This is a genomic window from Loktanella sp. R86503 (assembly GCF_042466455.1).
Lineage (GTDB): Bacteria > Pseudomonadota > Alphaproteobacteria > Rhodobacterales > Rhodobacteraceae > Loktanella.
The window spans coordinates 785,431-810,286 of sequence record NZ_JAXHCI010000002.1 but is presented as its reverse complement, the minus strand read 5'-3'; the positions used below and the strand labels follow the sequence as shown (position 1 = coordinate 810,286).

Annotated in this window: 15 protein-coding genes and 1 tRNA gene; 5 read left to right on the top strand and 11 right to left on the bottom strand. The window is 60.0% G+C overall.

From position 1 onward, the window contains the following. Window positions 1-94 precede the first annotated feature (94 nt). Window positions 95-1,177 carry a TRAP transporter substrate-binding protein gene (locus SJY10_RS04910; protein ID WP_386680078.1) on the bottom strand — a complete coding sequence of 361 codons (1,083 nt, stop codon included), beginning with the start codon at window positions 1,175-1,177 and terminating at the stop codon, window positions 95-97. 256 nt (window positions 1,178-1,433) lie between these two features. Here SJY10_RS04910 and SJY10_RS04905 point away from each other — a divergent pair. Next, window positions 1,434-1,508 (top strand) — tRNA-Asn (locus tag SJY10_RS04905). Window positions 1,509-2,103: 595 nt separating this feature from the next. Here SJY10_RS04905 and SJY10_RS04900 read toward each other — a convergent pair. Beyond that, a complete protein-coding gene (locus SJY10_RS04900; protein WP_386684509.1) occupies window positions 2,104-7,116 on the bottom strand; it encodes a RecQ family ATP-dependent DNA helicase in 5,013 nt (1,670 codons plus the stop codon). 265 nt (window positions 7,117-7,381) lie between these two features. Then, window positions 7,382-8,353 carry a sodium-dependent bicarbonate transport family permease gene (locus SJY10_RS04895; RefSeq protein WP_386680075.1) on the bottom strand — a complete coding sequence of 324 codons (972 nt, stop codon included), beginning with the start codon at window positions 8,351-8,353 and terminating at the stop codon, window positions 7,382-7,384. 93 nt (window positions 8,354-8,446) lie between these two features. On the opposite strand from SJY10_RS04895, the gene SJY10_RS04890 reads away from it, so the two are divergent. Further along, window positions 8,447-9,361, top strand: coding sequence for a LysR substrate-binding domain-containing protein (locus SJY10_RS04890; protein WP_386680072.1), 915 nt, complete (start codon window positions 8,447-8,449; stop codon window positions 9,359-9,361). A gap of 82 nt (window positions 9,362-9,443) precedes the next feature. Then, window positions 9,444-11,036: a DEAD/DEAH box helicase gene (locus tag SJY10_RS04885; protein ID WP_386680069.1), complete on the top strand. Its 1,593-nt coding sequence runs from the start codon at window positions 9,444-9,446 to the stop codon at window positions 11,034-11,036. A 127-nt stretch (window positions 11,037-11,163) separates the two neighbouring features. Here the strand turns inward: SJY10_RS04885 and SJY10_RS04880 are convergent, their stop codons facing one another. The 8 genes from SJY10_RS04880 to SJY10_RS04845 all read right to left on the bottom strand — a co-directional run bounded on the left by SJY10_RS04880 (window position 11,164) and on the right by SJY10_RS04845 (window position 21,953). After that, window positions 11,164-13,311: an esterase-like activity of phytase family protein gene (locus SJY10_RS04880; protein WP_386680066.1), complete on the bottom strand. Its 2,148-nt coding sequence runs from the start codon at window positions 13,309-13,311 to the stop codon at window positions 11,164-11,166. 140 nt (window positions 13,312-13,451) lie between these two features. After that, window positions 13,452-14,450: an oligopeptide/dipeptide ABC transporter ATP-binding protein gene (locus SJY10_RS04875; protein WP_386680064.1), complete on the bottom strand. Its 999-nt coding sequence runs from the start codon at window positions 14,448-14,450 to the stop codon at window positions 13,452-13,454. Next, window positions 14,447-15,415 carry an oligopeptide/dipeptide ABC transporter ATP-binding protein gene (locus SJY10_RS04870; RefSeq protein WP_386680062.1) on the bottom strand — a complete coding sequence of 323 codons (969 nt, stop codon included), beginning with the start codon at window positions 15,413-15,415 and terminating at the stop codon, window positions 14,447-14,449. Before SJY10_RS04870 ends, SJY10_RS04875 begins: the two co-directional genes overlap by 4 nt. Window position 15,416: 1 nt before the next feature. Further along, a complete protein-coding gene (locus SJY10_RS04865; protein ID WP_386684506.1) occupies window positions 15,417-16,331 on the bottom strand; it encodes an ABC transporter permease subunit in 915 nt (304 codons plus the stop codon). A 2-nt stretch (window positions 16,332-16,333) separates the two neighbouring features. Then, the gene (gene oppB / locus SJY10_RS04860) at window positions 16,334-17,251 is read right to left on the bottom strand and encodes an oligopeptide ABC transporter permease OppB (RefSeq protein ID WP_386680060.1); all 918 of its coding nucleotides are present in this window, start codon (window positions 17,249-17,251) and stop codon (window positions 16,334-16,336) included. A 109-nt stretch (window positions 17,252-17,360) separates the two neighbouring features. Further along, window positions 17,361-18,977, bottom strand: a complete 1,617-nt coding sequence (locus tag SJY10_RS04855) for a peptide ABC transporter substrate-binding protein (protein WP_386680058.1) — start codon at window positions 18,975-18,977, stop codon at window positions 17,361-17,363. Between the two features lie 192 nt (window positions 18,978-19,169). Then, on the bottom strand, window positions 19,170-21,170 hold the full coding sequence (locus tag SJY10_RS04850) for a phosphatase PAP2 family protein (RefSeq protein WP_386680056.1): 2,001 nt from the start codon (window positions 21,168-21,170) through the stop codon (window positions 19,170-19,172). 18 nt (window positions 21,171-21,188) lie between these two features. Next, window positions 21,189-21,953 (bottom strand): DeoR/GlpR family DNA-binding transcription regulator, encoded by a 765-nt coding sequence (locus tag SJY10_RS04845; protein ID WP_386680054.1) that lies wholly within the window; start codon window positions 21,951-21,953, stop codon window positions 21,189-21,191. Between the two features lie 245 nt (window positions 21,954-22,198). On the opposite strand from SJY10_RS04845, the gene glpD reads away from it, so the two are divergent. Together glpD and SJY10_RS04835 are read left to right on the top strand one after the other, a co-directional pair. Continuing rightward, the gene (glpD, locus tag SJY10_RS04840; protein WP_386680052.1) at window positions 22,199-23,782 is read left to right on the top strand and encodes a glycerol-3-phosphate dehydrogenase; all 1,584 of its coding nucleotides are present in this window, start codon (window positions 22,199-22,201) and stop codon (window positions 23,780-23,782) included. After that, a complete protein-coding gene (locus tag SJY10_RS04835; protein WP_386680050.1) occupies window positions 23,779-24,855 on the top strand; it encodes an ABC transporter ATP-binding protein in 1,077 nt (358 codons plus the stop codon). Before glpD ends, SJY10_RS04835 begins: the two co-directional genes overlap by 4 nt. The last annotated feature ends 1 nt before the right edge of the window (window position 24,856 follow it).

The window sequence follows — 24,856 nt, the reverse complement described above, 5'->3', positions numbered from 1 at the left end:
GGATGTTAGTCGTTTTTTATTAACGCTGAACGGGGCGAGCATTGCCCGCCCCGAACGCGCCGAACCATTCGGCCCGGATATGCCCCGACGGCAATTAGATGTCGAGCACGCGGTTCCGCTTGTTGACATAGGCGGCGTCGGACAAGGCGGTCCAGGCACCAATGTCTGCGCGTGCCTTCAGATGGCTGTCGATAATTTCGGCTGCCAGCGCGCTGTGATCGCGCGCCTCTTCGATGACTTCTGCGGATGCGGATCCGAACGCCTCGTAGACGTCATCGTTGAACTCGCGCAGCTCGACGCCGTATTCGTCGATCAGCTTGTTCAGGTACGTACCGTTGTTGGCGTTGTTTTCCGCCATCGACAGTGCGTTTTCCTCGGCGCAGGCGATCTTGATCATGGTCTGGTCAAGGGTCGGAACGGTCGACCACCAGGTCTTGTTCATGCCCATGCACAGCTGCGAGCCTGGCTCGTGGAAACCGGGCCAGTAGTAATACTTGGCAGCTTCATAAAGCTTGAGGAAGTAGTCGTTCCACGGACCAACCCATTCGGTCGCGTCGATCGCGCCGGAAACGAGGTTTTCGTAGATCTGACCGCCGGGCACGGACACAGGGGACGCGCCCAGCTTTGCCATGACGTCGCCGCCCAGACCGGGGATACGCATTTTCAGGCCGCGGATATCGTCAACGGATTCGATTTCCTTGTTGAACCAACCGCCCATCTGCACGCCAGTGTTACCTGCTGGAAAGCCGATGACGCCGAATTCGTCGCCCAGCTTTTCATACAACTCCTGGCCGCCGCCGAACTTCATCCAGGCGTCGATTTCCGTAAAGGTCAGGCCCATGGGAATCGCGGTAAAGGGGGACCAGCCGGCGTGCTTGCCCTTCCAGTAGTAATCAGCGCCGATATAGGCCTGAGAGTTGCCGGACGCGACTTCGTCGAAGCTGTCGAATGCCCCCACACGCTCGCCTGCAGCGAAGTACTGAACCGCAATGCGGCCCTCCGTCAGCTCTTCGATACGGGCGGCCAGACGCTGCGCACTTGTTCCCAGACCGGGAAAGTCGCGCGGCCATGTGGATACGATATTCATTTCAATCCGGCTTTGCGCCAGCATCGGTGTCGCCAGCGTTGTGGCAGCGGTGCCAACGGCAGCGGACGTCAGAAATTGTCTGCGTTTCATATTTTTATCCTCCTGTTGGGCAAAGTCGCATCTTATCGGTCTTGCCTGACACCAAACTAATAACACAGATCAACGGTGGTCAATTCATTTTACCAAAACCGCGCAGCATTCGTACAAAAACAAATTGTCAGCGCTAACATTCTACCGCCAGAGGGTCCGAAATCGCTTGTTATCTGATCTTGGAAATTTTGTGCAAGAATCGTTACATTTTGGTCTGGACGCCCCCAAAACCGACCGCTATAGACGCCACAGGTTTTCCGACGTAGCTCAGCGGTAGAGCAGTTGACTGTTAATCAATTGGTCGTAGGTTCGATCCCTACCGTCGGAGCCAATCACCCCGCATAGTGTTGATTTGGCAAGATAACCGCAACAGCTGAGATTTGTTGTTTTTGACGAACATGCCTGCAGATGATGCACGCGGATATAAATGCTATTGATTATTGACGATCTGCGGCGCGAGATGTGTACAGAATGGATGCTTAATCACTGATCACCGCCCCATGCGGCGTATCGTACGCGGCAGGCGGTCTTGTGGCGTTGATCAAAGGCGGCATGCCACCCCAACTGAACCGACGCGGTTCGTCCCATTCAGTACCGTGGATAAAGTGCGGGATGCCGCGACACATTCTACGAACAATGGTCAACAGGATCGCGATCCAGACCTGCATCTGCAGATCAATGCCGCCTACCACAATTCGCCTTGATCGGTGACGTCCTGACGGCAACCGTGCCGAGATAGGTCGCCTTATTGCCAGCCGTGGACCTGCAGACGCAGCTTCAGGCCAACCGCACGACTCTGCCCCCGCGGTTCAGATTATCCTCGTCAAGCACAGGCGACGCTTTATGCCCAGCGCGACAAAGTGTGGTCTGGAAACGGCTGCCATTTACCGGACAAATTACGCAGTCCGGGAACCTGCGCACAGCCTTTATTCCAAGATGACTTCCGGCAGGATTATTTCCCAACTGGGTCGGCGAAGCTTCGGGCGGTGTTCCTCGCCGCTCTCATGGGCATGGCGGACCACAATCGCTCCGACTTCTGCCGAAACGATCCGGCGTCCCGCAGGCAAGGCCCATCCGCCTTTCATAGCACCCAATTTTCGCCCCTTGGCGTCCCGCACAAACCAGCGGCCGCCGTCGTCCGTCAGTGACACGGCATCGCCAACTTTTGCCTCGTTGATTGCGGTGACCGATGCGTCGCGGTCCGGCAACCGCCCGGCCCAGTCGATAAAGACCTGCGCCAGTTCCGGCATAAGGTAAAGCCGCTCTGGTGGCATGTCCGACAGGTCGGGCACGGGCGGGCGTCGCTGCAAAATGCCGTCGGTGCCCGACCGCAGAAACGGATGCGCGCCTTGCGAGACGGCTGACAGGCTCCGGCGGGCACGTGTCATCGCCACATAGAACAGACGGCGCGGCGCGTCCGGATCTTCGCCCTGCGATGGCCGGTCCCAGCCGCCATCAAGGATGACCACGTCGTCGAATTCCAACCCTTTCGCGCGGTGTGCAGTCATCAGCATCAGGCCCTGCTGTTCGCTACGGGCGTCGCGTGACCATTCTCCGAACCATTCCACCAGATCGGGCACCGACACCGCCCCTGCGCCAACCTCTTGCGCAAGGGCCGCCACACCGACCGCGATCATATCCGTCCACCGGTTGCGCGGCAGCCTGTTCGCGATGTCCAGCAAGTCGCTCACATCCAGAAGCCTTGTCCGGTCGGCACTGATATTAGCGATGAAGGTTTGCATCTCGCGCATGCGCCATAGGCTTGGCAGGCTTTCGTTCGCCATCTCGACGGGAATACCCTGCGCTTCGGCATAGGACCGCACGGCGGCCAGTTGTCGCCAGTTGCGCGCAATGATCGCTGTGCGCGCCCAGTTCCACCCCGCATCAAGGGCCGAGAGGCGCTGCAACTCCCCAACTGCGACGGCAGCTTGCGCCCAGTCGCCCGGACCCGCCTGCAACAACTGGACGCGCCCCTGCCCGACCGGATCGAATTGCGCCATCGCACCGCCCGGTGGATCGTGCCGTCGCGCCCGGTTCACAGTAATGTCGTGATCACGCTTCATCCGGTCTGAAGCACCTGCAATCACAGTATTCGAGGCTGCGACGATATGCGCTGAAGAGCGGTAGTTTTCGATCAGATATTCGGGCTTGGCACGATAGTCCTGTTCGAATTGGCGGATGTAGCGGATCGAGGCTCCGGCGAAAGCATAGATATTTTGATCATCGTCACCGACCGCGAACAGGCTTAGTCGCATGTCCTCGTCCTCGATCGTGCGGCCAGCCACAGCGGCAATCAGGGCGTACTCTTCGGGCCCGATGTCCTGATATTCGTCAACCAGTATCCAACGGTAGCCTTCGATCAAAGTCTCGCGCTGCGCTTCGGCCTCTGACTTGCTTAGCCCTTCGCCATTTAACTGGCGGACCGCCTCCATCACCATGCCATCAAAGTCGCGGGTTTCGGCCTGCCCACCTGCGAAACTTGCCCCCACCAGCCGCATGGCAAGTGCATGGCAGGTCGAAACCGTCACACCGAACGCATCGTCCCCGATCAGGTGGCGCAGACGGGCCCGGATCTCGACCGCCGCATGGCGATTGTAGCTCAGCACCAGGATGCTGCGCGGGTCTTCGCGGCGCACGCGGATCAGATAAGCAATGCGATGCACCAGAACGCGGGTTTTGCCGGACCCCGGCCCGGCCAGCACCAGCACGTTAGTGGCGTCTCGGTCATCGGCCACAATGCGCTGCTGCACCGGATTATCAAGCACCTCCACCACGGCTTTCCAAGATTTGCCGGTGGTCTGCCGTTTCACCTCGGTCGCCCTTCCCTTCATCCAGCGGCCCATAAAGGCGTCCTGATCAAGGGTGAAGTAATCCTGCGACAGCCTTGCCGCCTCATCCATAGAAGCAAGTCCGCGTTCCGCATAGGCTGCCATGATATGCGTCTGTACGGTCTGCTCGGCGTAATGCTCTTCAAGCGGCGTAAAATCCTTGACCAGAAAACCCGCCCTGCCTGGTGCCAGTTGCAATGTCATCGCGGGGCGGAACACGGTCAGGCCCTTACCCAACGTGACCACCCCCTGTTCGTGAAGCCACATCAACGCGCGGTCCATCATACGAGTTAGGTCCTTGACCTGGCCGCGCAGCAGGGCATCGCCGTTCAGGCTGGCCAGCATGTCGCCAAGTGTCGTTTCAACCTGCAGATCCTTGCCTTTGACGCCCTTCTCCAGCTTGCCTAGAAGGTGATCCAGCAGCGCACCGCCCGCCTGCCGCCGCAGATCAGCCGTTGCGGTCAGCACCGACCATGACCGTTGTAGCGCCAGAATCAGCGTCTGGCGGTTGGCCTTGCGTAGCCGGATGTTGCCCTTGCCGCCGTCGATATCCCTGCCATCGCTCGCCATGCCGCGCAGCAACTTTTCGACCACATCAGGGCGCACATCCGGATGGCCGCCGTCACGCAGGGTCTGGCAGACCTGTTGCAGGCTGAACGGCAGGCTCATACCGTCCTCGGCCTCTGGGGCCTGTTCGCGCATCAGGGCGACAAGATCGGTTTCAAGCCGTGTCGCCTGTGCCAGACGTCCGCGGGAATCGTCACGCACGCCCGCATGAATAAATACAGTCACGGCGGTGTCGTTACGCGCAATCCCGAAGGTTTCCAGATCGGCCATCGCCTTGGTCAGCTGACCGCCGGTCAAGCCGCTAATTCCTGTCAGCTCGTCGGTCGAGATACCCTCGTCCATGGGCGCATTCATGAGATGGCGCACGATGTCCATCAACTGGGTGCGGCGGCTTCCGGTCATCTGCGCCGCATCAAGTCGCGCCTCGGCCTCCTCAATTTTGCGAATCCGCAAAGAGGACGGAAAGACCTGTACTCGGTTTTCCTCGCGCGAGAGAAGGTTTGATTCCTCTAGCCATGACAGCGCCGTTTTGACCCGTGTGTCGTCCGTCGCGCTTTCGCGTTGGAATTCGCGATCACGTTCGTTGCGCACGATCTCTCCCGCCGTTGCCACCACTGTACCGGAGCTGCGGGACCGCGCATCCATCCGCCGGACCGCTTTCAAAATTGCGCCGATCTCGTGCCGCGCAAGGCGGGACCGCGCGGACAGGGAAAACTGTCGTTCCACATCGTCCTGTGCAAACAGCAATACGCAACTGGCATGGTCGCGATCCCGGCCAGCGCGGCCCGCCTCTTGCAGATAGTTTTCCAGCGATCCGGGAATATCGCCATGAACCACCAGCCTGATGTCCGGCTTATCAATGCCCATGCCAAAGGCATTTGTGGCAGCAATGACCCGAAGGTTGCCGGTGCGAAAGCGTTCTTGGATGGTCTTCTTTTCGTCAGGGGTAAGCCCAGCGTGATAACGTTCCGCCGCCAGCCCCTGCTGTTGCAGGAATTCGGCCACCTTCTCTGTTGCAGTCCGGGTGGCACAATAAACGACCGCGCCGGATGCGCCCTCCTGCGGCAGGCGCTGTTCAATGACATCCAGGATATCGCCAAGCTTGGTGCTGCGCCCCGTGGTGCGCACTTCGAAACTCAGGTTGGTGCGCGACGCCCCGCCATCCAGTAGCATCAAGTGCGCGCCCAGCCGCTGCTGGAAGTGGTCTCGGATATCCTTGACCACCTCCGGCTTTGCAGTCGCGGTCAGGCAGATCACCGGCGCGGGGTCCATGTCGCCCGCCGTCTCTTTGATAAAGCGAGAGACATAGCGATAATCAGGCCGGAAATCGTGGCCCCATTTTGATACGCAATGCGCCTCGTCCAGCACCCAAAGGCCGACTTCGCGCTGTTTCAGCACATTGCGAACCCCGACGCTGCGCAGCTGTTCTGGCGAGATGAGCAGCATCGCAGCCTCGCCCATTCGCACCCTTTCCAGTGCGTCATGCCGTTCGGGCAACGATAGCATGCCGTTCACGGTGACCGCGGCGGAAATACCGGACCGTTCCATGCCAGCGACCTGATCAGCCATCAACGCCACAAGAGGCGAGATTACAATGGTCAGCGCGCCGGTGCGGTCGAACTTGGCAAGCGCCGGGATCTGATAGCACACCGACTTGCCCGTGCCGGTCGGCAAAATCCCCAAAAGGCTCTGCCCGCGCATCCCCTCATCGACGATGCGTTCCTGCAGCGATCGGCCCGCCTCATCTGCTGGCTGCGCGCGGTAGGCATCAAACCCGAACCAGCGCGACAGCGCCTTGACCGGATCGCTCTTCTCTCGGCACCAGGCGCAGTCGGCGGAATCGCAGGCCGTATCGCGCAGACGTCTGACCATGCGGGCCGCGTCCGGAAATGCAATTCGCACCCAAGGCGGCATGACGGAATCGCCCCCCGCAACCGAAATCCATGCCATTGCATAGGCCAAAGGCCAACGCTGCAAAGGCGATCCAACATTCTCTAGGACAGTGCCCAATGCTTCGGTGCAGCTATGCCCCGAAAGCACGCGCCCGATGGCGTGCTGTGCCTCGGATGGTGTGGGGGCGGCGGCAGCGCGGACATGACGGAACACCGCGTCGAAACCGGCCCCCTGCACCCCGCCGGCGGTCAGAAAGTGATAGGCAGCCACCATCTGCGGCGACTGGGCATCAAGCGCGTGAAACGCCTCTATCTGGTTGCGTAGCACGTCAAAAACCAGACGCGCGTCCGCCTCTGGGTCGTTTACGTGGCCCGACAGCAATCGCCCGTCGTGATAGTGTTTGACCAGACGGTGATAGGGTTTGCGCGGAAACGCCAATGGATTCAGCCATAGCGTGTCGATCGGTGCCTCTGCGATCCGTGCAAGGCGTGGGCGGATCGCCAGCAGGTGCGGAAGATCGTGGCGCAGGATATTGTGGCCGATCAGATGCCGCAAATCGCCTGCAGCGGACTCCATTTGATCGAGTGCAGCGTCAACCTGCCCGCGCCTTGCCTGTATCACGCAACCGCCATCACACGATACGGCCGCCAGATCGAAAACCCGCGCGGTTCTGGGATCGACTTCCAAATCTACAGACAGGCAATCCGTCAGGAACGATGTGGACTGATCGACGGGATATAACAGAAAGCACCAACAATAATTTCAATTCAATTACATATGAGACAACCTGCGCCGCGCCCGTCAAGTATTGCGGCGGCCTACACCTTTTGCGTGTTTGGTCTGTGACCAATGTGCACGCCCTGCTTGTGCCCGACCGTCATACAAAGGCAGTCACCGTTTCATTCCACCTGATACTTCAGGTCCCGATGCTTGCCAGCCACAGGTAAAGCGGCAGACCAATCGTGATGTTGAAGGGAAACGTCACGCCAAGTGACAGCGTCAGGTATATGCCCGACTCAGCCTTGGGCAGCGCAATTCGCATGGCAGCGGGCACGGCGATATAAGAGGCAGAAGCCGACAACACCATTAGCAGGAACAAGCTGCCTGTTTGCAGGCCGATCATCACGCCCGCCGCCCAGCCAAGGGATGCGCCGATCATCGGCATGACAAAGCCGAAGCAGAACAACCCGGGCGTCAGCATATGACGGTTGTTCAGGATGCTGCGCCCGGCGTTAAGGCCCATATCCAAAAGGAACAGGCACAAAATGCCGGTAAAGGGCGTGACGACAAAGGGCGCGATCATCTGCATGCCCTTATCTTGCGTCAGTGCGCCAATGACAAAGGCACCGGTCAGCAACAGAACGGAACCGTTCGCGAAAAGCTCGCGCGCGGGAACACGGCCAGCATTTTGCCCACCCGCATACCGATGCGCGATCCATAGCGCCGACAGGATTGCCGGCACTTCCATGCCGGCGGCGACGGCGACCATGTAGCCGTCAAAGGCGATGCCCGACAGTTCCAGCAGGCTGGATGCGGCGACAAAAGTCACGATCGAAATTGATCCGTAGTGACCGGCAACAGCCGCGGCATTCATCGCGTCCAGCCGCGTCATGATCCGCAGCAGCGCAAAAGCCACGAAAGGAATGGCAAAAGACAGCAGCAAGCCCGCCAAGACAGTCAGGGCCAGATCGCCCTGCAGCCCGTGCTGGGCCAAACTGTGGCCCCCTTTGAACCCGATGGCCAGCAACAGGTAAAGCGACATGAACTTGGCCGCCCCTTCGGGGATCGAAAGATCGCTGCGCACAAAGGCGGCGATCAGGCCAAGGACAAAGAACAGGATTGTCGGCACCATCAGGTTGCCGACAAGGGTATCAATAAAGGCGGGCATGGGCGGTCTCCATTTCGGTTGCCGCTGCTTGCCGCAAAGTTACCTATAGTTTAAATACTTTGTATCCGCCCCAAACATAGCCAAAGGCTATACATGAGACCTACCCTGCGCCAGCTTGAATATATTGTGGCTGTCCACCAGCTTGGCGGCTTTGGTCTGGCTGCTGACTTGTTGCATGTCAGCCAACCCAGCCTGTCTAACCAGATTGCCGCAGTCGAATCCGACCTTGGCGTGCGCCTATTCACGCGCGGGCGCACCGGCGCGCAGGCAACGGCCAAGGGGCTGGAATTCATTCACCGTGCCCGCCGTATTCTGGCAGAGGTTACGAACCTGCGCAGCGTCATGACGTCAGACCTGCCATTTGGCGGGCGGCTGCGGCTGGGCACGCTGCCCTCTATCGGGCCATATCTGCTGCCGCAGGTCATGCGGGCCATGCACCGCGACCAACCGGACTTGCGGGTCATCGTACGCGAGGAAAATACCCTGAGCCTTGACGAAGGTATTCGCAATGGCCGCTTCGACGCCGTCATCTCTACGCCAGAAGATCATCCGAACACCTGGCAACGTCCCCTGTTTACCGAGGCGCTTTGGGTTGCGGTCGCGACGGATCACCCTATTGCCGCGCTTGGGCAGGTTGCAGCGGCGGATCTTGCGGGGCAACGCCTGTTGACGCTGGACACAGGGCACCGGCTGGCACGTATCGTCTATGCGCTTGCAGGGCAAAGCGGCGGCATCGTCAGCGATGATTACGAAGGCACCAGCCTTGATTCGATCCTGCTGATGGCCGCGACGGGGGCCGGCGTTGCCGTGCTGCCGGATCTGTTCGCGCGCCGCCAGGCCATCCACCGCGAAGAGGTTGCGGTCAGGCCGCTGGCAATGGCGGATGCAAACCGGGGTATCAGCCTGATGTTTCCAGCCGATCAACCTGCAGATCAAAGCCGCGAGCGACTGGTTGCCGCGATCCGGTCGGCGGCGTCCGCGCTGCACTTGGCGGTCGCAGTCGAATGACCGGGGTGCCTTAACAATTTGCAAGGCGCGGATCAAAAGCCGCGCCCGGGCGTTCAGTGACAGACATGATGCAGGACACCCCATGACACAGCAACATTTGGACGACCGCGACCATGACCTGTTGTTCGGAGAGGACGCACTGGAGCCCGGCGATGCCGTTGTGCACCTTGAACACGGGCTGGCCCGCTATGACGGGCAAATGTCCTGTGATTTGGGTGACGCGGACCAGATCCTGACGACATTCGAATATCGTGACGGTGGCAAGCTGATGCTTCCAGCGGTCGAGGGGCAGGATTTCTGGCGCTTCGGCGCACCTGCAGATGATCTGACATTGGACCGGCTGAAATCCGGCGACTGGCTAAAACGCCGGGACGAGATGATTGCGGAATTGCGCGAAAGCGCCGATCACATGATTGAAATGAGCCGCGCACGCCGTGCCCACGCCGCAAGGCCACTGCTGCCGGGTCCCGATGACCAGGCCACCTTTGCCAGCGGCTTTGCCCATGAACCCACGCAGGATCAGGACAGGGTAATCACGACGGTCTTGCAGGATCTGGCGCTGGACACGCCTATGGACCGCCTGCTTGTGGGTGATGTTGGTTTTGGCAAGACCGAAATCGCTCTGCGCGCCGCCGCCGCTGCTGCGCTTAGCGGGCATCAGGTCATCGTCGCTGCGCCGACCACCGTTTTGGCGCGGCAACATCTGAACAGTTTTCGCGGCCGCTTTGATCAACTCGGGATTAAGGTTGCAGAGCTTTCCCGCCTGACGCCAGCAGATGACTATAACAAAACGCTTGCCGGTTTGATAAATGGGCAGATCAAGGTCGTTGTCGGCACGCAGTCCCTGCTGGACGATGATATTGCATTTGAAAACCTTGCGCTGGTCATCATCGACGAAGAACAAAAATTCGGCGAGGACCAAAAGGACCAGCTGCGCCATCTGGTGCCCGGCCTGCATGTGCTGTCGATGACAGCAACGCCGATCCCCCGGTCACTGGCTGCGGCAGAGGTGGGGCTGGTGGATGTCAGCGTTGTCGCCACCGCCCCGAAAAGCCGTAAGCCCGTCGAAACGCGGCTGGGCGAACTGGATCATGACGCCCTGCTGCAGGCGATTGCCACAGAGGTTGCGCGCGACGGGCAATGTTATGTCGTTTGCCCGCGCGTGTCCGATGTAGAGGAACTGGAGGCCATTTTGCGAAAACGCGGCGTGTCTTTTAGCTTTGCCGTTGCCCACGGTCAGATGGCGGATGATGAGATGTCCCAGGCGATGTTGACCTTTATGGACGGCAAAGTAGACGTGCTCCTGTCCACCTCTATCATCGAAAGCGGGCTGGACAACGGCCGCGCCAATACGATGGTTGTCTGGCATGCCGACCGGTTTGGTTTGTCGCAGCTACACCAGCTGCGGGGCCGCATCGGGCGGAGCAAACTGCCTGCGCATATGCTGCTGATGACCGGTATCGATCCGGACAGCAACGCAGAGGCCGCGACCCGCCTGAACGCCTTTTGCGACATGTCAGAAATCGGTGCCGGCTTTCGCATCGCGCGCAAGGACCGGGATATTCGCGGCTTTGGCAAACTTGATGGCACGGACCAGTCGGGGCAGATGTCGCGGCTGGGGATCGGGCTATATCGTCATATCCTGAAACATCACATCAAGGGCCCCGCGCATTAACCGCGGCCCTGCCGTGACCAGCGCGAATACAGGTTGATCGGCTGATACCCTGAACATGCTGGCAACGAATATCCGGCCCCGTATCCGGGACCGGCCTTTGCCTTGACAATCGCAGTGCGCCGGGAACTTAAAACTGACCCAGCGACCAGAAGAACGTCTCACCCGAGCTGTCATCGACGCCGTCGTTGTCGGTACTGGCCCAAGCGGTACCATCCGCCATGATCGCCAGCCCTTCGACCTTGTCCACAACATAGCCGCCCTTGGCTTCCAGGTCAGGGATCAGGTCGCGAACCTCCTCTTTGGCCACGACTGGCAGATCGCTGCCAAGGGGGGCGGCGACCATGTCGGCGGCGGGGATGCGGTAGACCTTTTTCAAGGCGGCAGCGCTGCCGATCTGGTTGTCGCGCTCCACGACATAGACGTAATCCCCATGCGCGGTGATTTCTGACAGGCCAACCCAACCCGCGCCTGCGGCGTCCAGCGGATAGGACACAGCGCCCCAGTCTTCGGTATCAAGGTTATAGGCGACCAGCTTGACGTGGCCCTCGGCGTCGTCGCCCCATTCGCGCTGTACCGCCATCCACAGGGTGTCACCAATCAGGGTGACCCCTTCAAAACCAAAGCGGTCTTCGACAGCAAGCAGTTCGGCAGGCAGGCTGATTTCACGATCGATGTTGCCGTCCGCTTCAACGTGATAGATGCCGTGCGGCGTCATGCGGTCGGTGCGCCCTTCAGAGGCGACCCAGAAACCGCCCTGCCCGTCCAGCGTAATGCCTTCCATATCCAGCTTTTGCGCGGGCATGCCGCCGCGGGTCACCGGCAAGGCTGCGGTGATCTGCGCCGGCGTCTGGCCCGCGTCGATGGTAAAGATCGTGGGTTGGTAGCCGTAAAAACTATCGTTCACGGCATAGATGATCGCGCCTTCCCCGGCGACCATGCCGGAAATTGCGCCCCATCCGATCAGGCTGTCCGCACCGGCAGAGGTCAGCTGCGGATAGGCGGCGGGGGCGTCCTGATATTCATAGATCATAACATGGCTGCGCCCGCCGCCATCGGCACCCAAATCCGCCTCGTTCGCGGTAACGAACAAGTTGCGGGACGGGATCGCGATGGCCCCTTCCGGCGCGATGCCAGAAGGCAGCATTTGGTGCAGTCGTGGCGCGGCTGCGTCGGTCACGTCGTAAACGCCAACGACAGAGGCACGTTCCGCAAGCAAAAACACATATGGTGTGCCGCTAAAGGTGGCAAACTCCATCCCCTCCGGCTCTACCCCTTTGGCGTCGGAACGGCGGTCGGGGTAATGGCCAGTCTGCACGACGGCATGTTCAAAGTCTGCGCCGGATTCGTAAATCTGCGTGCCGTCCGTGGACATGATCGTCCAGCCGCGCGATCCACCGTCCATGTCGCCCTCGTTGGCGATGGCAAAGTGGGTGTCGTCGATCCACTGCACGCCGTCGGGTTCGCGCAGGCGGGCGGGTTGGCTTTCGGTAAAGGTCAACGCAGCCTGTTCGTCCGTGGCATCAATGCCGTCCAGATCGACGGACCCGGCGGAAAAGTCTGCCGTTACCGCGCCATCCTTAATGATGACGATGTGGTTGTTTTCCTGAAGGGTCACGACAATCTCGCCTGCGGCGTTAATGTCGACGAACTCCGGCTCTGGGTCCTCGGGCGCGATGTCGGCCAAGCCGGTCACGTCGATGGTCGCCATGCCAGCGCAGTCGGGCAACCCGTCTACAAGCGGCAGGGTCACGACAAAGCCGCCGGGCATCTGGCCGACCCGTCCATCGCCAAGGTCTTCGTCGCGTTCGTTTTCAATCGCGATGGCGATAAAGCTGCCATCGGGTGCCACAGCGGTGCTGTCAGGCTGACCGCCCAGATCGCAGGAGGCCAGCTCTGATTTGTCAGCAACGTCATAGGCCTTCAGCATGCCGGACGGCGCAGTATAGGACGGCGACGTGTTCACGGCGACCAGCGCGGTGGTGCCCGACAAGGACACGGCGGTCGGCTCTCCGCCGACGTCGATATTGCCCAGCGCGGCGGGGGCTGCGGGATCGGTGATGTCGATCAGGCCAACAACCCCCAGCGGGCTGTCGGAATAGGCCAGCGTCATGCCATCGGTTGATGCGCTGATAATCTCGGCCGAGGATTCAGCGCTCGTGTCCGCGTTGTTTGCGGTCGTCGCAAAGCTGGCGATACGATTAAAGTTCTGTTCCGCCGCAGCGCCAGTGGCGGCAATCGCAAGCGCAGAGGTCAGGCTGACCAGTTTAAATGACATATGTCCGATCCTTGAATGAGGCATCGCCCATAAAGGATCGCAGCATGACGGTTTGACTGCGGTTTTGTAAAACTTCGACGACGGTGCCGTGATTGTGGCGGATCGCCTGCACGATCCGCCACTGTTTTGTGCCAGCCGGCTTAGACCAATTCTGCGTCCCGGACCGGACCGGGGTGCAGACAGGCCACCTGGTGATCGCCCCCTTCGGGCTGGGGCACGATTGTCGTGCAATCCGGCATCGCGCGGGCACAGCGGGTGCGGAACACGCAGCCCGACGGCGGCGACATCGGGGATGGCATATCGCCGTCCAGCGCGATGATCTTTTTGGCCCGCTCGATCACCGGGTCGGGTACGGGCACAGCGGACAGAAGGGCCTGCGTATAGGGGTGCTGGGGGTTTGCATAAAGTTCGCGGCGCGGGGCCTTTTCCATGACGCGGCCCAGATACAAAACCATGACGTCATGAGAGATGTTTTTCACCACGCTGAGGTCATGCGCAATAAAAATCATCGCAAGGCCCAGATCGCGCTGCAGTTCTTTCAGCAGATCGACAACCTGCGCCTGGATCGACACATCAAGGGCGGACACAGGTTCGTCGCAGATCAGCAGCTTTGGCCCAACGATCAGCGCGCGGGCGATGCCGATGCGCTGGCATTGTCCGCCCGAAAACTCGTGCGGGTAGCGGTTGATCATCTGCGGCAGCAAACCGACACGTTCCATCATCTGGGCGACACTGGCGCGGCGGTCTTTGGCGGACATGGACGGGCGGTGTGTGCGCAGGGGCTCGGCGATAATCTGACCGATCGTCATGCGCGGGTTCAGGGATGCCAGGGGGTCTTGAAACACCATCTGGATATCGGCGCGGTGCGGTTTCATCTGGCGCGGCGATAGCGACAAAAGATCGGTCTTTCCTTCCCAGATCACCTGACCCGTAGCGGGCACCATCTGGATCAGGCCGCGGGCCATCGTCGATTTACCGCAGCCGGATTCGCCAACCACGCCAAGGGTCTGGCCCGGCTCCAGATCAAAGCTGACGCCGTTGACCGCCCGCAGCAAACGCGGCGCGGTCCAGGGCATGTCGCCGGGGCGGGTGATGGGAAAAGTCACGTTCAGGTCGCGGACAGAGACAAGGGCGGTCATGCGATCACCTTTTCAACGGGGCGGTGGCAGGCGCGGGCATGGCCGGGCGCCCATTCGGCAAGGGGCGGCATGACGTGGCAATCCTCGCCTGCGTAGTCGCAGCGGGGGCGGAACGGACAGCCGGCGGGCGGGGATGCCATGTTTGGCGGGTGGCCAGGAATGGCGGTCATGCTGGCGTCTTCGTCGTCAACGCGGGGCACGGCACCCAGCAGGCCGCGCGTATAAGGATGGGTCGGCTGCGCAAACAGCGGATCGGTCGGCGCGGATTCCATCACGCGGCCGCCGTACATCACCAGCACCTTTTCGCAAAAGCCTGCAACGACGCCCAAATCGTGGGTGATCAGGATGGTCGCCATGCCGAATTCGCGCTGCAGGTCATTCAGCAGATCCATGATCTGCGCCTGCACTGTCACGTCCAGCGCCGTCGTCGGCTCGTCCGCAATCAGCAGGTCGGGCCGGCAAAGCAGCGACATCGCGATCATCACGCGCTGGCGCATCCCGCCGGAAAACTCGTGCGGATAAAGCCGGATACGTTCTGCCGCCGCAGGGATTTTTACCGCGTCCAGCATACGCACGGATTCGGCCACGGCGTCCCGCTTGGACATGCCTTGGTGCAGGGTCAGCACTTCTGCCATCTGGTCGGCGATTTTCATATAGGGGTTCAGGGATGTCATCGGGTCCTGAAAGATCATCGCGATCCGTTTAGCGCGCAGGCTGTTCAGCACCTTTGGCGGTGCGCCAAGGATCTCCTGACCGTCGAATTTAATCGACCCCGATGTACGCCCGTTCCCGGCCAGCAGGCCCATAATGGAGAAAGCTGTCTGGGATTTGCCGGACCCGGATTCCCCAACGATGCCAAGCGTCTGCCCCTTGTCGATGGACAAGGACAGGTTGTTGACCGCGTGGACCGGGCCGTCTTCGCTGTCGAATGTGACCGACAGGTCTTTGATCTGCAAAAGCGCCATATCAGCGGTCCTTGGGGTCGAGGGCGTCACGCAGGCCATCGCCTACGAAGAAAAAGCCGAACAAAGTCAGGCAGAAGAACAACAGCGGAAAGCCAAGCTGCCAGGTGGTGCCATAGGCGATCGTGCCGGCCCCTTCGGAAATCAGCGCCCCAAGGGATGTCATCGGTTCCTGCACGCCAAGGCCAAGGAAGGAAATAAAGCTTTCCGTCAGAATCATCAGCGGCACCAGCAGCGTGGCATAGACTGCGATCACGCCCAGCAGGTTCGGTACGATATGGCGCAGGATGATGATCGGGGCCGATACACCGGTGGCGCGGGCAGCCTCGACATACTCCCGACCCTTTAGCGAAAGGGTCTGGCCGCGCACGATGCGGGACATATCCATCCATGAGATCAGGCCGACGCCGACGAACAGGATGGTGATGGATCGGCCGTACATGACCAACAACAGGATCAGCACGAACATATAAGGCACGGCCATCAGGATATCGACGGTCCGCATCATGATGCCATCCACACGTCCGCCGACATAGCCGGCAGTTGCGCCATAAAGCGTGCCAACGACCATCGCGATGATCGCGCCGACAACACCCACGGCAAGCGAGATTTGCGTGCCCTGCACGGTGCGGGCGAACAAATCGCGGCCCAGATCGTCGGTGCCAAAGTAGTGGCCATTGGCAAATGACGGACCGCCCAACTGTTCGACCTGCCCCATAACGTTATAATCCAGCTCCTCGTTCGACCACTGGGCGAACAGGCCGCCAAAGATCGCAAAGGCGGCAACGAACAGCAGAATGATCAGGCCGAACATTGCGGCCTTGTTGCGCAGAAACCGGCGGCGGGCGTCAGCCCAAGGGGACCGGCCACGGGCGGCCATGCCTTGGGTGGCGGGGTTATTTTCGGTTGTAGCGACCATCATCAATACCGGATTTTCGGGTCGATCCATCCGTAAAGGATGTCCACGACAAGGTTGAACAGGATCGTCAGCGCGCCCATCAGGATCGTCACGCCCATCATTACCGCATAATCGCGGTTCAGCGCGCTATCGACAAAGGCTTTGCCGATGCCGCCCGTGGAAAAATAGATATCCACGACGACCGAACCGGTGATCATCGCCACAAAAGCTGGCCCCAGGTAGGAGATCACCGGCAGCATCGCGGGTTTCAGCGCGTGGCGCAGGATCACCCGGCGTTCCGGCAGACCCTTGGCACGGGCGGTGCGTATATGGTTGGACGTGAGCACTTCGAGCATGGAAGAGCGCGTAATCCGCGCGATAGATGCCATAAAGGACGTCGACAAGGCGATCACAGGAAGGATCCAGTATTCCGGCCCCTGCCAGCCGCCGCCGGGCAACCAGCCCAGCCACAGGGTAAACACGAGCACCAGAATGGGCGCCATGACAAAGTTCGGCAGCACCTGCGCACCGATGGATACGCCAACAGCGATATAGTCCAGCACAGAATTATGACGGATCGCGGCCGCAACACCAAGCGAGACACCGACAATCACAGCCAGCGCAAAGGACAGCAGGCCATAGGTCAGCGTGATCGGAAAGCCCTGCGCGATGATCTGGTTTACCGTGCGGTCCTTGTAGACAAAGCTGGGACCGAAATCGAAATGCGCAACGATACCCCAGACATAGCTGGTGATCTGACGCCACAAGGGCTGATCCAGCCCGTATTTCGCATTCAGGTTCGCCAGCACCTGCGGCGGCAATTCACGCTCTGCCGTGAAAGGGCCGCCGGGGGCGGAGTGCATCAGCAGAAAAGAGATCACGATCAGCAACAGCAATGTTGGCACCGCGATCGCTAGGCGCTTGAGGATATATGAGAACACAGCTTGGGGCGTCCGGGCTTAGGGAAGGATACGTCTGATGGAAAAAGACTGGGCCGCCCTTATAGCGGCCCAGTCCGGGTGTCACGGCGTCAATGACGCGCGGCGCGAATTATTCCGCAACGCGGTACAGATCCTTGCCGTACCATGTGTTGTTGACGTTGTTCTGCGGCAGACCCTTGATGTCTGCCGCGATCATGTCGACGTTCGCATAGTGATAGATCGGAATGATCGGCATTTCGTCGGTCAGCAGGGTTTCGGCCTGCTGGTACAGCGGCTGAGGATCATCGGACGTCTTGGAATCCTTCATGATCTGGTCGTACTGGTCGTTGTACCACTGGCCGTTGTTGTGACCCGAATAGGACGTCATCAGATCAAGGTAGGTGGACGCCTCGTTATAGTCGCCGCACCATGCGTAACGCGCCATGTCAAAATCCTGGTTCTGCATACGGTCGGTGTGGATCTTCCACTCGTAGTTATCCAGGGTGACGTTCACGTTGATTGCCTTAAGCATCTGCGACGCGGCAATCGCGATCTTTTTGTGATCGTCCGATGTGTTGTACTGCAGGCGCAGTTCCAGCGGGTTATCGGCGCTGTAACCGGCTTCGGCCATCAGGGCCTTGGCCGCTTCAACGCGCTGCGCCTGATCCATTTCGTCGGCCCATTCGGACTGCGGACGTTCGAAATCGGCAACGGCCCAATGGGTCCAGTTGTAAGCGCCCTTCTGGCCGCCTTGCAGGATGCGGTCGACGATGATGTCGCGATCGATGGCATAGGCCATAGCCTGACGCACGCGCACGTCCTTCAGCGCCTCCGGCCCCTTTTCACCTACGTTCAGCATATAGATGTAAGAACAGTTGTAGGGAGTCGACGTTGCCTGATCGGGGTATTCTTCGGCCAGACGTGGGTACTGACCGGCAGGAATATCGACGCGGTCAAGCTCTCCTGCCAGATAGCGGGTCAGCGCCTGGTTCTGATCGTTGATGGTCAGCGCGGTCAGCGTCTTCATGACAGTGTTTTCGGCATCCCAATAGGTGTCGTTGGCTTCCATCACCACCCGCTCTCCCAGCGTGTGCTGCGTCAGCGTATAGGCACCATTTCCGACCAGCGTGCCAGCTTCGGTCCAGTTGTCGCCATTGGCTTCGATCACGGACTGCGGCACCGGGAAGGTAGAGGCATGCACCATCATCTGCGGGAAATAGGGCAGCGGCGTGGTGATTTTCACTTCTAGCGTGTGGTCATTGATCGCTGTGACGCCCAGCGCGTCGGTCGGCATTTCGCCCGCCACAACGGCAGAGGCGTTTTCCAACTGCATCAGTTCCATGTACCAAGCATATTCCGACGCGGTCGCCGGATCAGCCAGGCGGCGCCATGCATAGACGAAATCATTGGCAGTAACCGGATCGCCGTTCGACCACTTCGCGGTGTCGCGCAGGTTGAAGGTATAGGTCAGGCCGTCGTCAGACACGGTGTGGTCGATGGCAACGCCCGGCACGAGTGCGCCGTCGCTGTCTTCGTTGTACAAGCCTTCAAACAGGTTGCGCAGCACGTCGGAACCTTCGACGTCGGTGTTGATCTGCGGGTCCATCGACTTGATCGCGTCAAGCAACCAGAAGGTATAGCTTTGCTCGTCAGCCAATGTGACGCCTTCCGGTACGGATGCGGCCTGCGCCTGAAACGACAGGCTAAGCGCAATTGCCGAAGTGGCCAGCAGGGTTTTCATGTTCATGGGTAAGCTCCCTTGGGGTCGATATTATTATTGTGGGGATCGATAATTGATCCTTTAGTCAAACCAGCAAACGCGCAAGATGCAAGTGTTAACCTAGGGGCATCAGCGACAATCTGCCTCTTGCGGCATCAAAAATTGCGATAGATCAGTTCAACCTGAACGCGCAAAGAAGGATCGCCTCCGCCGCGCAATTCACCGGCGCTGACCGGTTAATCCGGCGCCACTTAACGCGGCGATCACATCGCTGATCGCCTGATCGACATGTGGACCTTGGCGGGTGATGGCATTTTCTGCACCGGCCCAGTCGAGCGGGTCTTCTTCCGTTATGGTCGCAGCAAAGATGACATCCCCCGACGGCGTTCGCAAATGGCTGTCCCAGATCCGCAAGTGCAGGCGCATATCTTTCGTATTGCCCGCCTTGGCATATCCCATGGCCGAGGGGCGGTTATCCCAGAACGTCGGGATGACCAGGGGCTGCGGCAGTTCGCGCCCGGTCCAGTCGTCAAAGGTTGCCGCGATCAGCACCGGAAGGCTTGGGCGCGGCGCAGCTTGCCAGCCGGGGTCAAGCGCCCGCGTGATGGCCGCGATATCAGGGGCCACGATGATCAGGTTGACGGGCTGCCGCGGTGCCCCGGACAGCAGCTCTGTCATGACCGGAAGGTCCGTATCGACCAGCGCGGCCGGATCATCCAGCACTCCGGTGCTGCGATCCGCAATCTGGTTCAAGGAGTTCGACATCGTGCTTGCCGCATAAACAGCAGCCGCGGCAGACACGGCAAAGCATGCGGCGGCAAGACCCTTGCGCAAAGGGCCCGCGCCCGTGCGCGGCATCGGCCGGCGCCATTCGCAAAACGCAACGCCAAGGATCAGCCAAAGCGCGCCGACAAGATAGCCGTTCACCACATCCGACAGATAGTGCTCAACCAAATAGACCCGGCTGACACCGATCGCAAAGGCCGTCAGCACGGCTGCGGGGGCCGCGATATTCAGCGGCAGCACACGCACACGCCACCCCAGATAGAACAACATCGCCCAAACCGCGATTGCGCCTGCGGCATGGCCGCTAGGAAAGCTACCAGAGGTTTCCACGAAATACCCCAGGTCGGACCGGGGCCGCGCGAAAAAGCTTTTCAACAGCGTCACGGTTAACTGATTGCCAACCGCTGCAATCCAAAGCCCGCCAAGCAGATCAAAGCGGCGCAGCGCTACCAAGGCCAAAGTGACCCCAGCCAGCAAAGGAAGCAGCCCATGCCGTCCGCCCAGATCGGTGATCCAGCCCAACACGGCGATCAGGCGGTCGTCGCGCATGGCATAAAGCAGGTTTGCTATGCGCCTGTCCGTGGACACGGTGGCCTGATCGCCCAGAAAATCGAAAACGGAATCCGCATAGGCAAAACCGACATAGATCAAAAGCAATCCCAAGACGGTCGCCGTCAGCCCCAAAAACTGGTCCGTGCCAAACCGTGCTGCGACCAGCGCTTGGATCCGGGCAAAAATCTGCGGGTGGCGAGCCAGAAACGCGCGGACATGCGGCAGGTTTTGCACAGCGCGCACCAAAGCGACCGCAATAGACCGCAGCGTGGGATAAGCCATGCGCAACCGGCGCAGAATAACCGCCAGCACGATCAGCGCTGCGGTCATCATCGCAGCGAAAACAGCAATACGCGGGGCGGTTGCCGTCAAAGGGCTAATCAGTGCACCAAGCCCATAGCCCAGCGCCGGAACAAGCAGCGCATATGGCAGCGCGCCAAGCGCATTCCACGCTGTGAATCGCCCCGCGCGCAGGCCTGCCGCGCCGCCCGCAAATGGCACAAATCCGGCCACCGGCCCCATCAGCCGCGCCTGCAGCATCGCGGCTGCCCCCCTTTGGCGCAGCACGTTGTGCGCCCTGCCCCCGTAGCGCGAGGCTGAAAAGCCGTGTCGCGCTTGCAGCGGGCTGGCCGCGAGATGGCCCAGATGATAGCTGACCTGATGCCCGGCAAAGGACCCGAGCGCGACACACCAGACCAGCGTGGCAAAGTCGATCACGCCGCGCTGCGCCAACATGCTCGCTGCGATGATGATGACCGTTCCGGGCACCAACACGCCCGTCAGCACGAATCCTTCCAGCAGCGCGGCAAGAACCAGCAGCCCGTAGGTCCTGCTGCCGAATGCAGATGCGGACGGCAGGATCAGATCGATGGCATCAGACATTGCCTGCTTTCTTGGTTGTCAGGCGCGACTGACGCTGATCTGGGTGTTCCACTGCGCGCATCGTTCCGCCAAAGATGGGGCAAGCGGCGCATCTGTAAAGAAAACATCAATTGCAGACAGGGATGCGATCCGCGCCGGTGCCTTGCGTTTGAACTTGGTATGATCCGAAATCAGCATAGCGCGGCGGGACTGGCGCAGGATGGTCTGGCTGACGCCGACCTCTTGCAGATCGAAGTCAAGAATGTCGCCGTCGGCATCGATGGCTGAACAGCCGATCACCCCGATATCGAACTTGAACTGCCGAATGGTCGATGTGGTGATATCACCGGTCAACCCGCCATCAGATTGGCGCAGGGATCCGCCCGTGACAATCACCTCGCAATCTGGATTGCGGGTTAGGATGTTGGCGACGTTCATATTGTTGGTCACGACCATCAGGTTGCGATGATGCAAAAGCTCTGTCGCGACGGCCTCTGTGCTGGTGCCGATGTTCAGAAAGATTGCGCAATCTTGCGGGATCATCGCGGCGCAGGCCTTTGCCATGGCTGTCTTGTTGTCCGCATTCAGGCGGCGGCGTTCCTCGTAGGCGATATTGATCGTGCCTGACGGCAGGACGGCACCGCCGTGCACACGTTCCAGCTTTCCGGCCTCTGCCAGCTCTGCCAGATCGCGGCGGATGGTTTGCAATGTGACGCCCAAATGCTCTGCCAGATGCTCTACGGTGACCTTGCCGTCACGGCGCGCGATATCAAGTATCTCTGGAAAACGTATCGTCTGCGACATCGTATCAACCCCACCCTTTGCCCAGTGCCGCTGTCGCGGATCAGGTGCCCTGCGCGGGCCCATATTGTTCCGGTACAATTTATTGACTGTCAGGTATCACGCCAAGGTCATCACATCACAAGTAATTTTGCGAAATTACCGTAAATACATGCGCAAAATCATCAAAACGAACATTTACGAAACTAGTTCTTTTCTTTTAAGGAAAGATTTGTAACATTAACCTATAGGGTTTGGGAGGATCCGACATGAGCGGTGACAATAAAGTCAGTGACCTTTTGGTCATTGGCGGCGGCATAAACGGCTGCGGTATTGCGCGCGACGCCGTCGGGCGCGGCCTGACAGTAACGCTTGCCGAAATGAATGATCTGGCCTCGGCCACATCCTCCGCCTCGACCAAGCTGTTCCACGGCGGTTTGCGCTATCTGGAATATTTCGAATTTCGCCTTGTCCGCGAGGCGCTGATCGAACGTGAAACCCTGCTGCGCGCCATGCCGCATATCAGCTGGCCCATGCGCTTTGTGCTGCCCTATCACGCCGATATGCGGTTTGAAGGTGATACACCCACGTCCAAGCTGCTGTCCTTTGTGATGCCCTGGATGAAGGGGCGCCGCCCCGCCTGGCTGATCCGTCTTGGCCTGTTCATGTACGACACATTGGGCGGGCGGCAGATTTTGCCGTCGACCAGCACGGTCAATCTGACACATGGGCCAGAAGGCGCACCGCTGAATGACAAGTTCAGCAAAGCCTATGAATACAGCGATTGCTGGATCGAGGATTCGCGCCTTGTCGCCCTGAACGCCCGCGACGCCGTGCTGCGCGGGGCCACGGTCCTGACCCGTACAAAGGTCGTTTCTGCTGATGCAGCAGACGGTATCTGGACTGTGACACTGCAGGACACGGATACCGGCGCGACCCGCACGATCCGCGCCCGCATGGTCGTAAATGCGGGCGGCCCCTGGGTTGGCGATATCCTGCGCCAGCAGATCCGGTCCAACAGCCAGGACGGCGTGCGGCTGGTCCGCGGCAGCCACATCGTGACGCGCCGCCTGTTCGACCACGACAAATGCTATTTCTTTCAAGGGACCGACGGGCGCATCATGTTCGCGATCCCCTATGAGACGGACTTTACCCTGATCGGCACCACCGATCAGGAACACCCCGACGCATCGGTCAAACCAGTCTGCACCCCGGAAGAACAGCAATACATGATCGACTTTGTGAACGGCTACCTGAAAGAGCCGATCAGCACCGACGACATTGTCTGGACCTATTCCGGCGTCCGCCCGCTTTATGACGACGGCGCAAGCTCTGCCACGGCGGCCACGCGGGATTATACGCTTAAATTGGACGACAGTGCCGGCGCCCCTGCCCTGAACATCTTTGGCGGCAAGATCACGACCTATCGCCGCCTAGCTGAAAGCGCGCTGGACAAGATCGGCGAACGTCTGGACGTCAAACGCGGCCCCTGGACCGCTGGCGTGGCAATGCCCGGCGGTGATTTCCCGGTTGGCGATGTGGCAAAGCTGATCGCCAACCTGATGACTGCTTATCCGTTCCTGAATGAACGCTGGGCGAAACGGCTGATCCGCGCTTATGGCACCGATGCACGCCTGATGTTGGGCGATGCCACCACCCCTGCCGATCTGGGCCAAGACTTTGGCGGCACCCTGACCGCGGCAGAGGTCGACTGGCTAATGGAACATGAATTCGCCTGCACAGCCGAGGATGTGTTGTGGCGCCGCAGCAAGCTGGGGCTTCGCCAGACCGATGCTGCCGCGCTTGACACCTACATGGCTGCGGCACGCGGCAAGAAAAAGGACATCGCATGACCCTGGAATTCAAAGACGTCAGCTATGTCGTGGGGGCGCAGACGTTTATCCACCCCACAACACTGACCTTGCAAAAGGGTACGATGAACGTGCTGCTGGGGCCAACATCGTCAGGCAAGACGACCCTCATGCGCCTGATGGCTGGTCTTGATGCACCGACCAAGGGCCGCATTTTCTGGAATGGCGACGATGTCACCGGCCAGCGCGTGCAGGACCGCAAGATCGCAATGGTTTACCAGCAGTTCATCAATTACCCCGCAATGACCGTCTACGACAACATCGCCTCTCCGATGAAGCTGATGGGTCTGGACAAGGCTGAGATCGACCGCCGTGTGCGCGAAACAGCAGAGCTGATGCAACTGACGCCCATGTTGCAGCGCAAACCGCTGGAATTGTCGGGCGGGCAGCAACAGCGTTGCGCCTTGGCGCGGGCGCTTGTCAAGAACGCCGGCCTTGTTTTGCTGGACGAGCCGTTGGCAAACCTCGACTACAAATTGCGCGAAGAGCTGCGCGCCGAAATTCCGCGTATCTTTGCGGAATCCGGCTCTATCTTTGTCTACGCAACCACAGAGCCGGAAGAGGCCCTGCTGCTGGGGGGCAACTGCGCCACCTTGTGGGAAGGCCGCGTTACGCAGTTCGGCCCAACTGCCGATGTATACCGCAAGCCCGCCGATGCGACGACAGCGCGTGTCTTCTCTGACCCGCCGATGAATTTTCTGAAGGTCGAAAAGCGCGGCAATCTGATGCATTTCGGCGCAGGCGAAACGATGCCTGCCACCGCGGATGTTATCGACGGGCACTATACCGTCGGCTTTCGACCGAACCATCTGACGCTGGAACCCGGCGCGAGCGCGATGGCATTCGATACAACGCTCAGCGTGGTTGAAATCACTGGGTCCGAAACCTTTGTCCACCTGGCCCATGGCGATGCCCGCTGGGTCGGGTTGATCCACGGCGTGCGCGATCTGAAACCGGGTCAGGCGCTTAAGGTCTATCTTGATCCGTCACACATCTATCTGTTTGCGCAGGACGGTACCCTTGCCGCCACTGCCCCCTATGCGGAGGCCGCGTAGC

Bases quoted from the DNA above. Each gene is read 5' to 3' on its own strand.
- SJY10_RS04870 (WP_386680062.1), bottom strand. From the start codon at position 15,415: ATGGCGCTTTTGCAGATCAAAGACCTGTCGGTCACATTCGACAGCGAA.
- SJY10_RS04885 (WP_386680069.1), top strand. From the start codon at position 9,444: ATGACACAGCAACATTTGGACGACCGCGACCATGACCTGTTGTTCGGA.
- glpD (WP_386680052.1), top strand. From the start codon at position 22,199: ATGAGCGGTGACAATAAAGTCAGTGACCTTTTGGTCATTGGCGGCGGC.
- SJY10_RS04835 (WP_386680050.1), top strand. From the start codon at position 23,779: ATGACCCTGGAATTCAAAGACGTCAGCTATGTCGTGGGGGCGCAGACG.
- SJY10_RS04910 (WP_386680078.1), bottom strand. From the start codon at position 1,177: ATGAAACGCAGACAATTTCTGACGTCCGCTGCCGTTGGCACCGCTGCC.
- SJY10_RS04880 (WP_386680066.1), bottom strand. From the start codon at position 13,311: ATGTCATTTAAACTGGTCAGCCTGACCTCTGCGCTTGCGATTGCCGCC.
- SJY10_RS04875 (WP_386680064.1), bottom strand. From the start codon at position 14,450: ATGACCGCCCTTGTCTCTGTCCGCGACCTGAACGTGACTTTTCCCATC.
- SJY10_RS04850 (WP_386680056.1), bottom strand. From the start codon at position 21,170: ATGTCTGATGCCATCGATCTGATCCTGCCGTCCGCATCTGCATTCGGC.
- SJY10_RS04890 (WP_386680072.1), top strand. From the start codon at position 8,447: ATGAGACCTACCCTGCGCCAGCTTGAATATATTGTGGCTGTCCACCAG.
- SJY10_RS04895 (WP_386680075.1), bottom strand. From the start codon at position 8,353: ATGCCCGCCTTTATTGATACCCTTGTCGGCAACCTGATGGTGCCGACA.
- SJY10_RS04845 (WP_386680054.1), bottom strand. From the start codon at position 21,953: ATGTCGCAGACGATACGTTTTCCAGAGATACTTGATATCGCGCGCCGT.
- SJY10_RS04855 (WP_386680058.1), bottom strand. From the start codon at position 18,977: ATGAACATGAAAACCCTGCTGGCCACTTCGGCAATTGCGCTTAGCCTG.
- SJY10_RS04865 (WP_386684506.1), bottom strand. From the start codon at position 16,331: ATGGTCGCTACAACCGAAAATAACCCCGCCACCCAAGGCATGGCCGCC.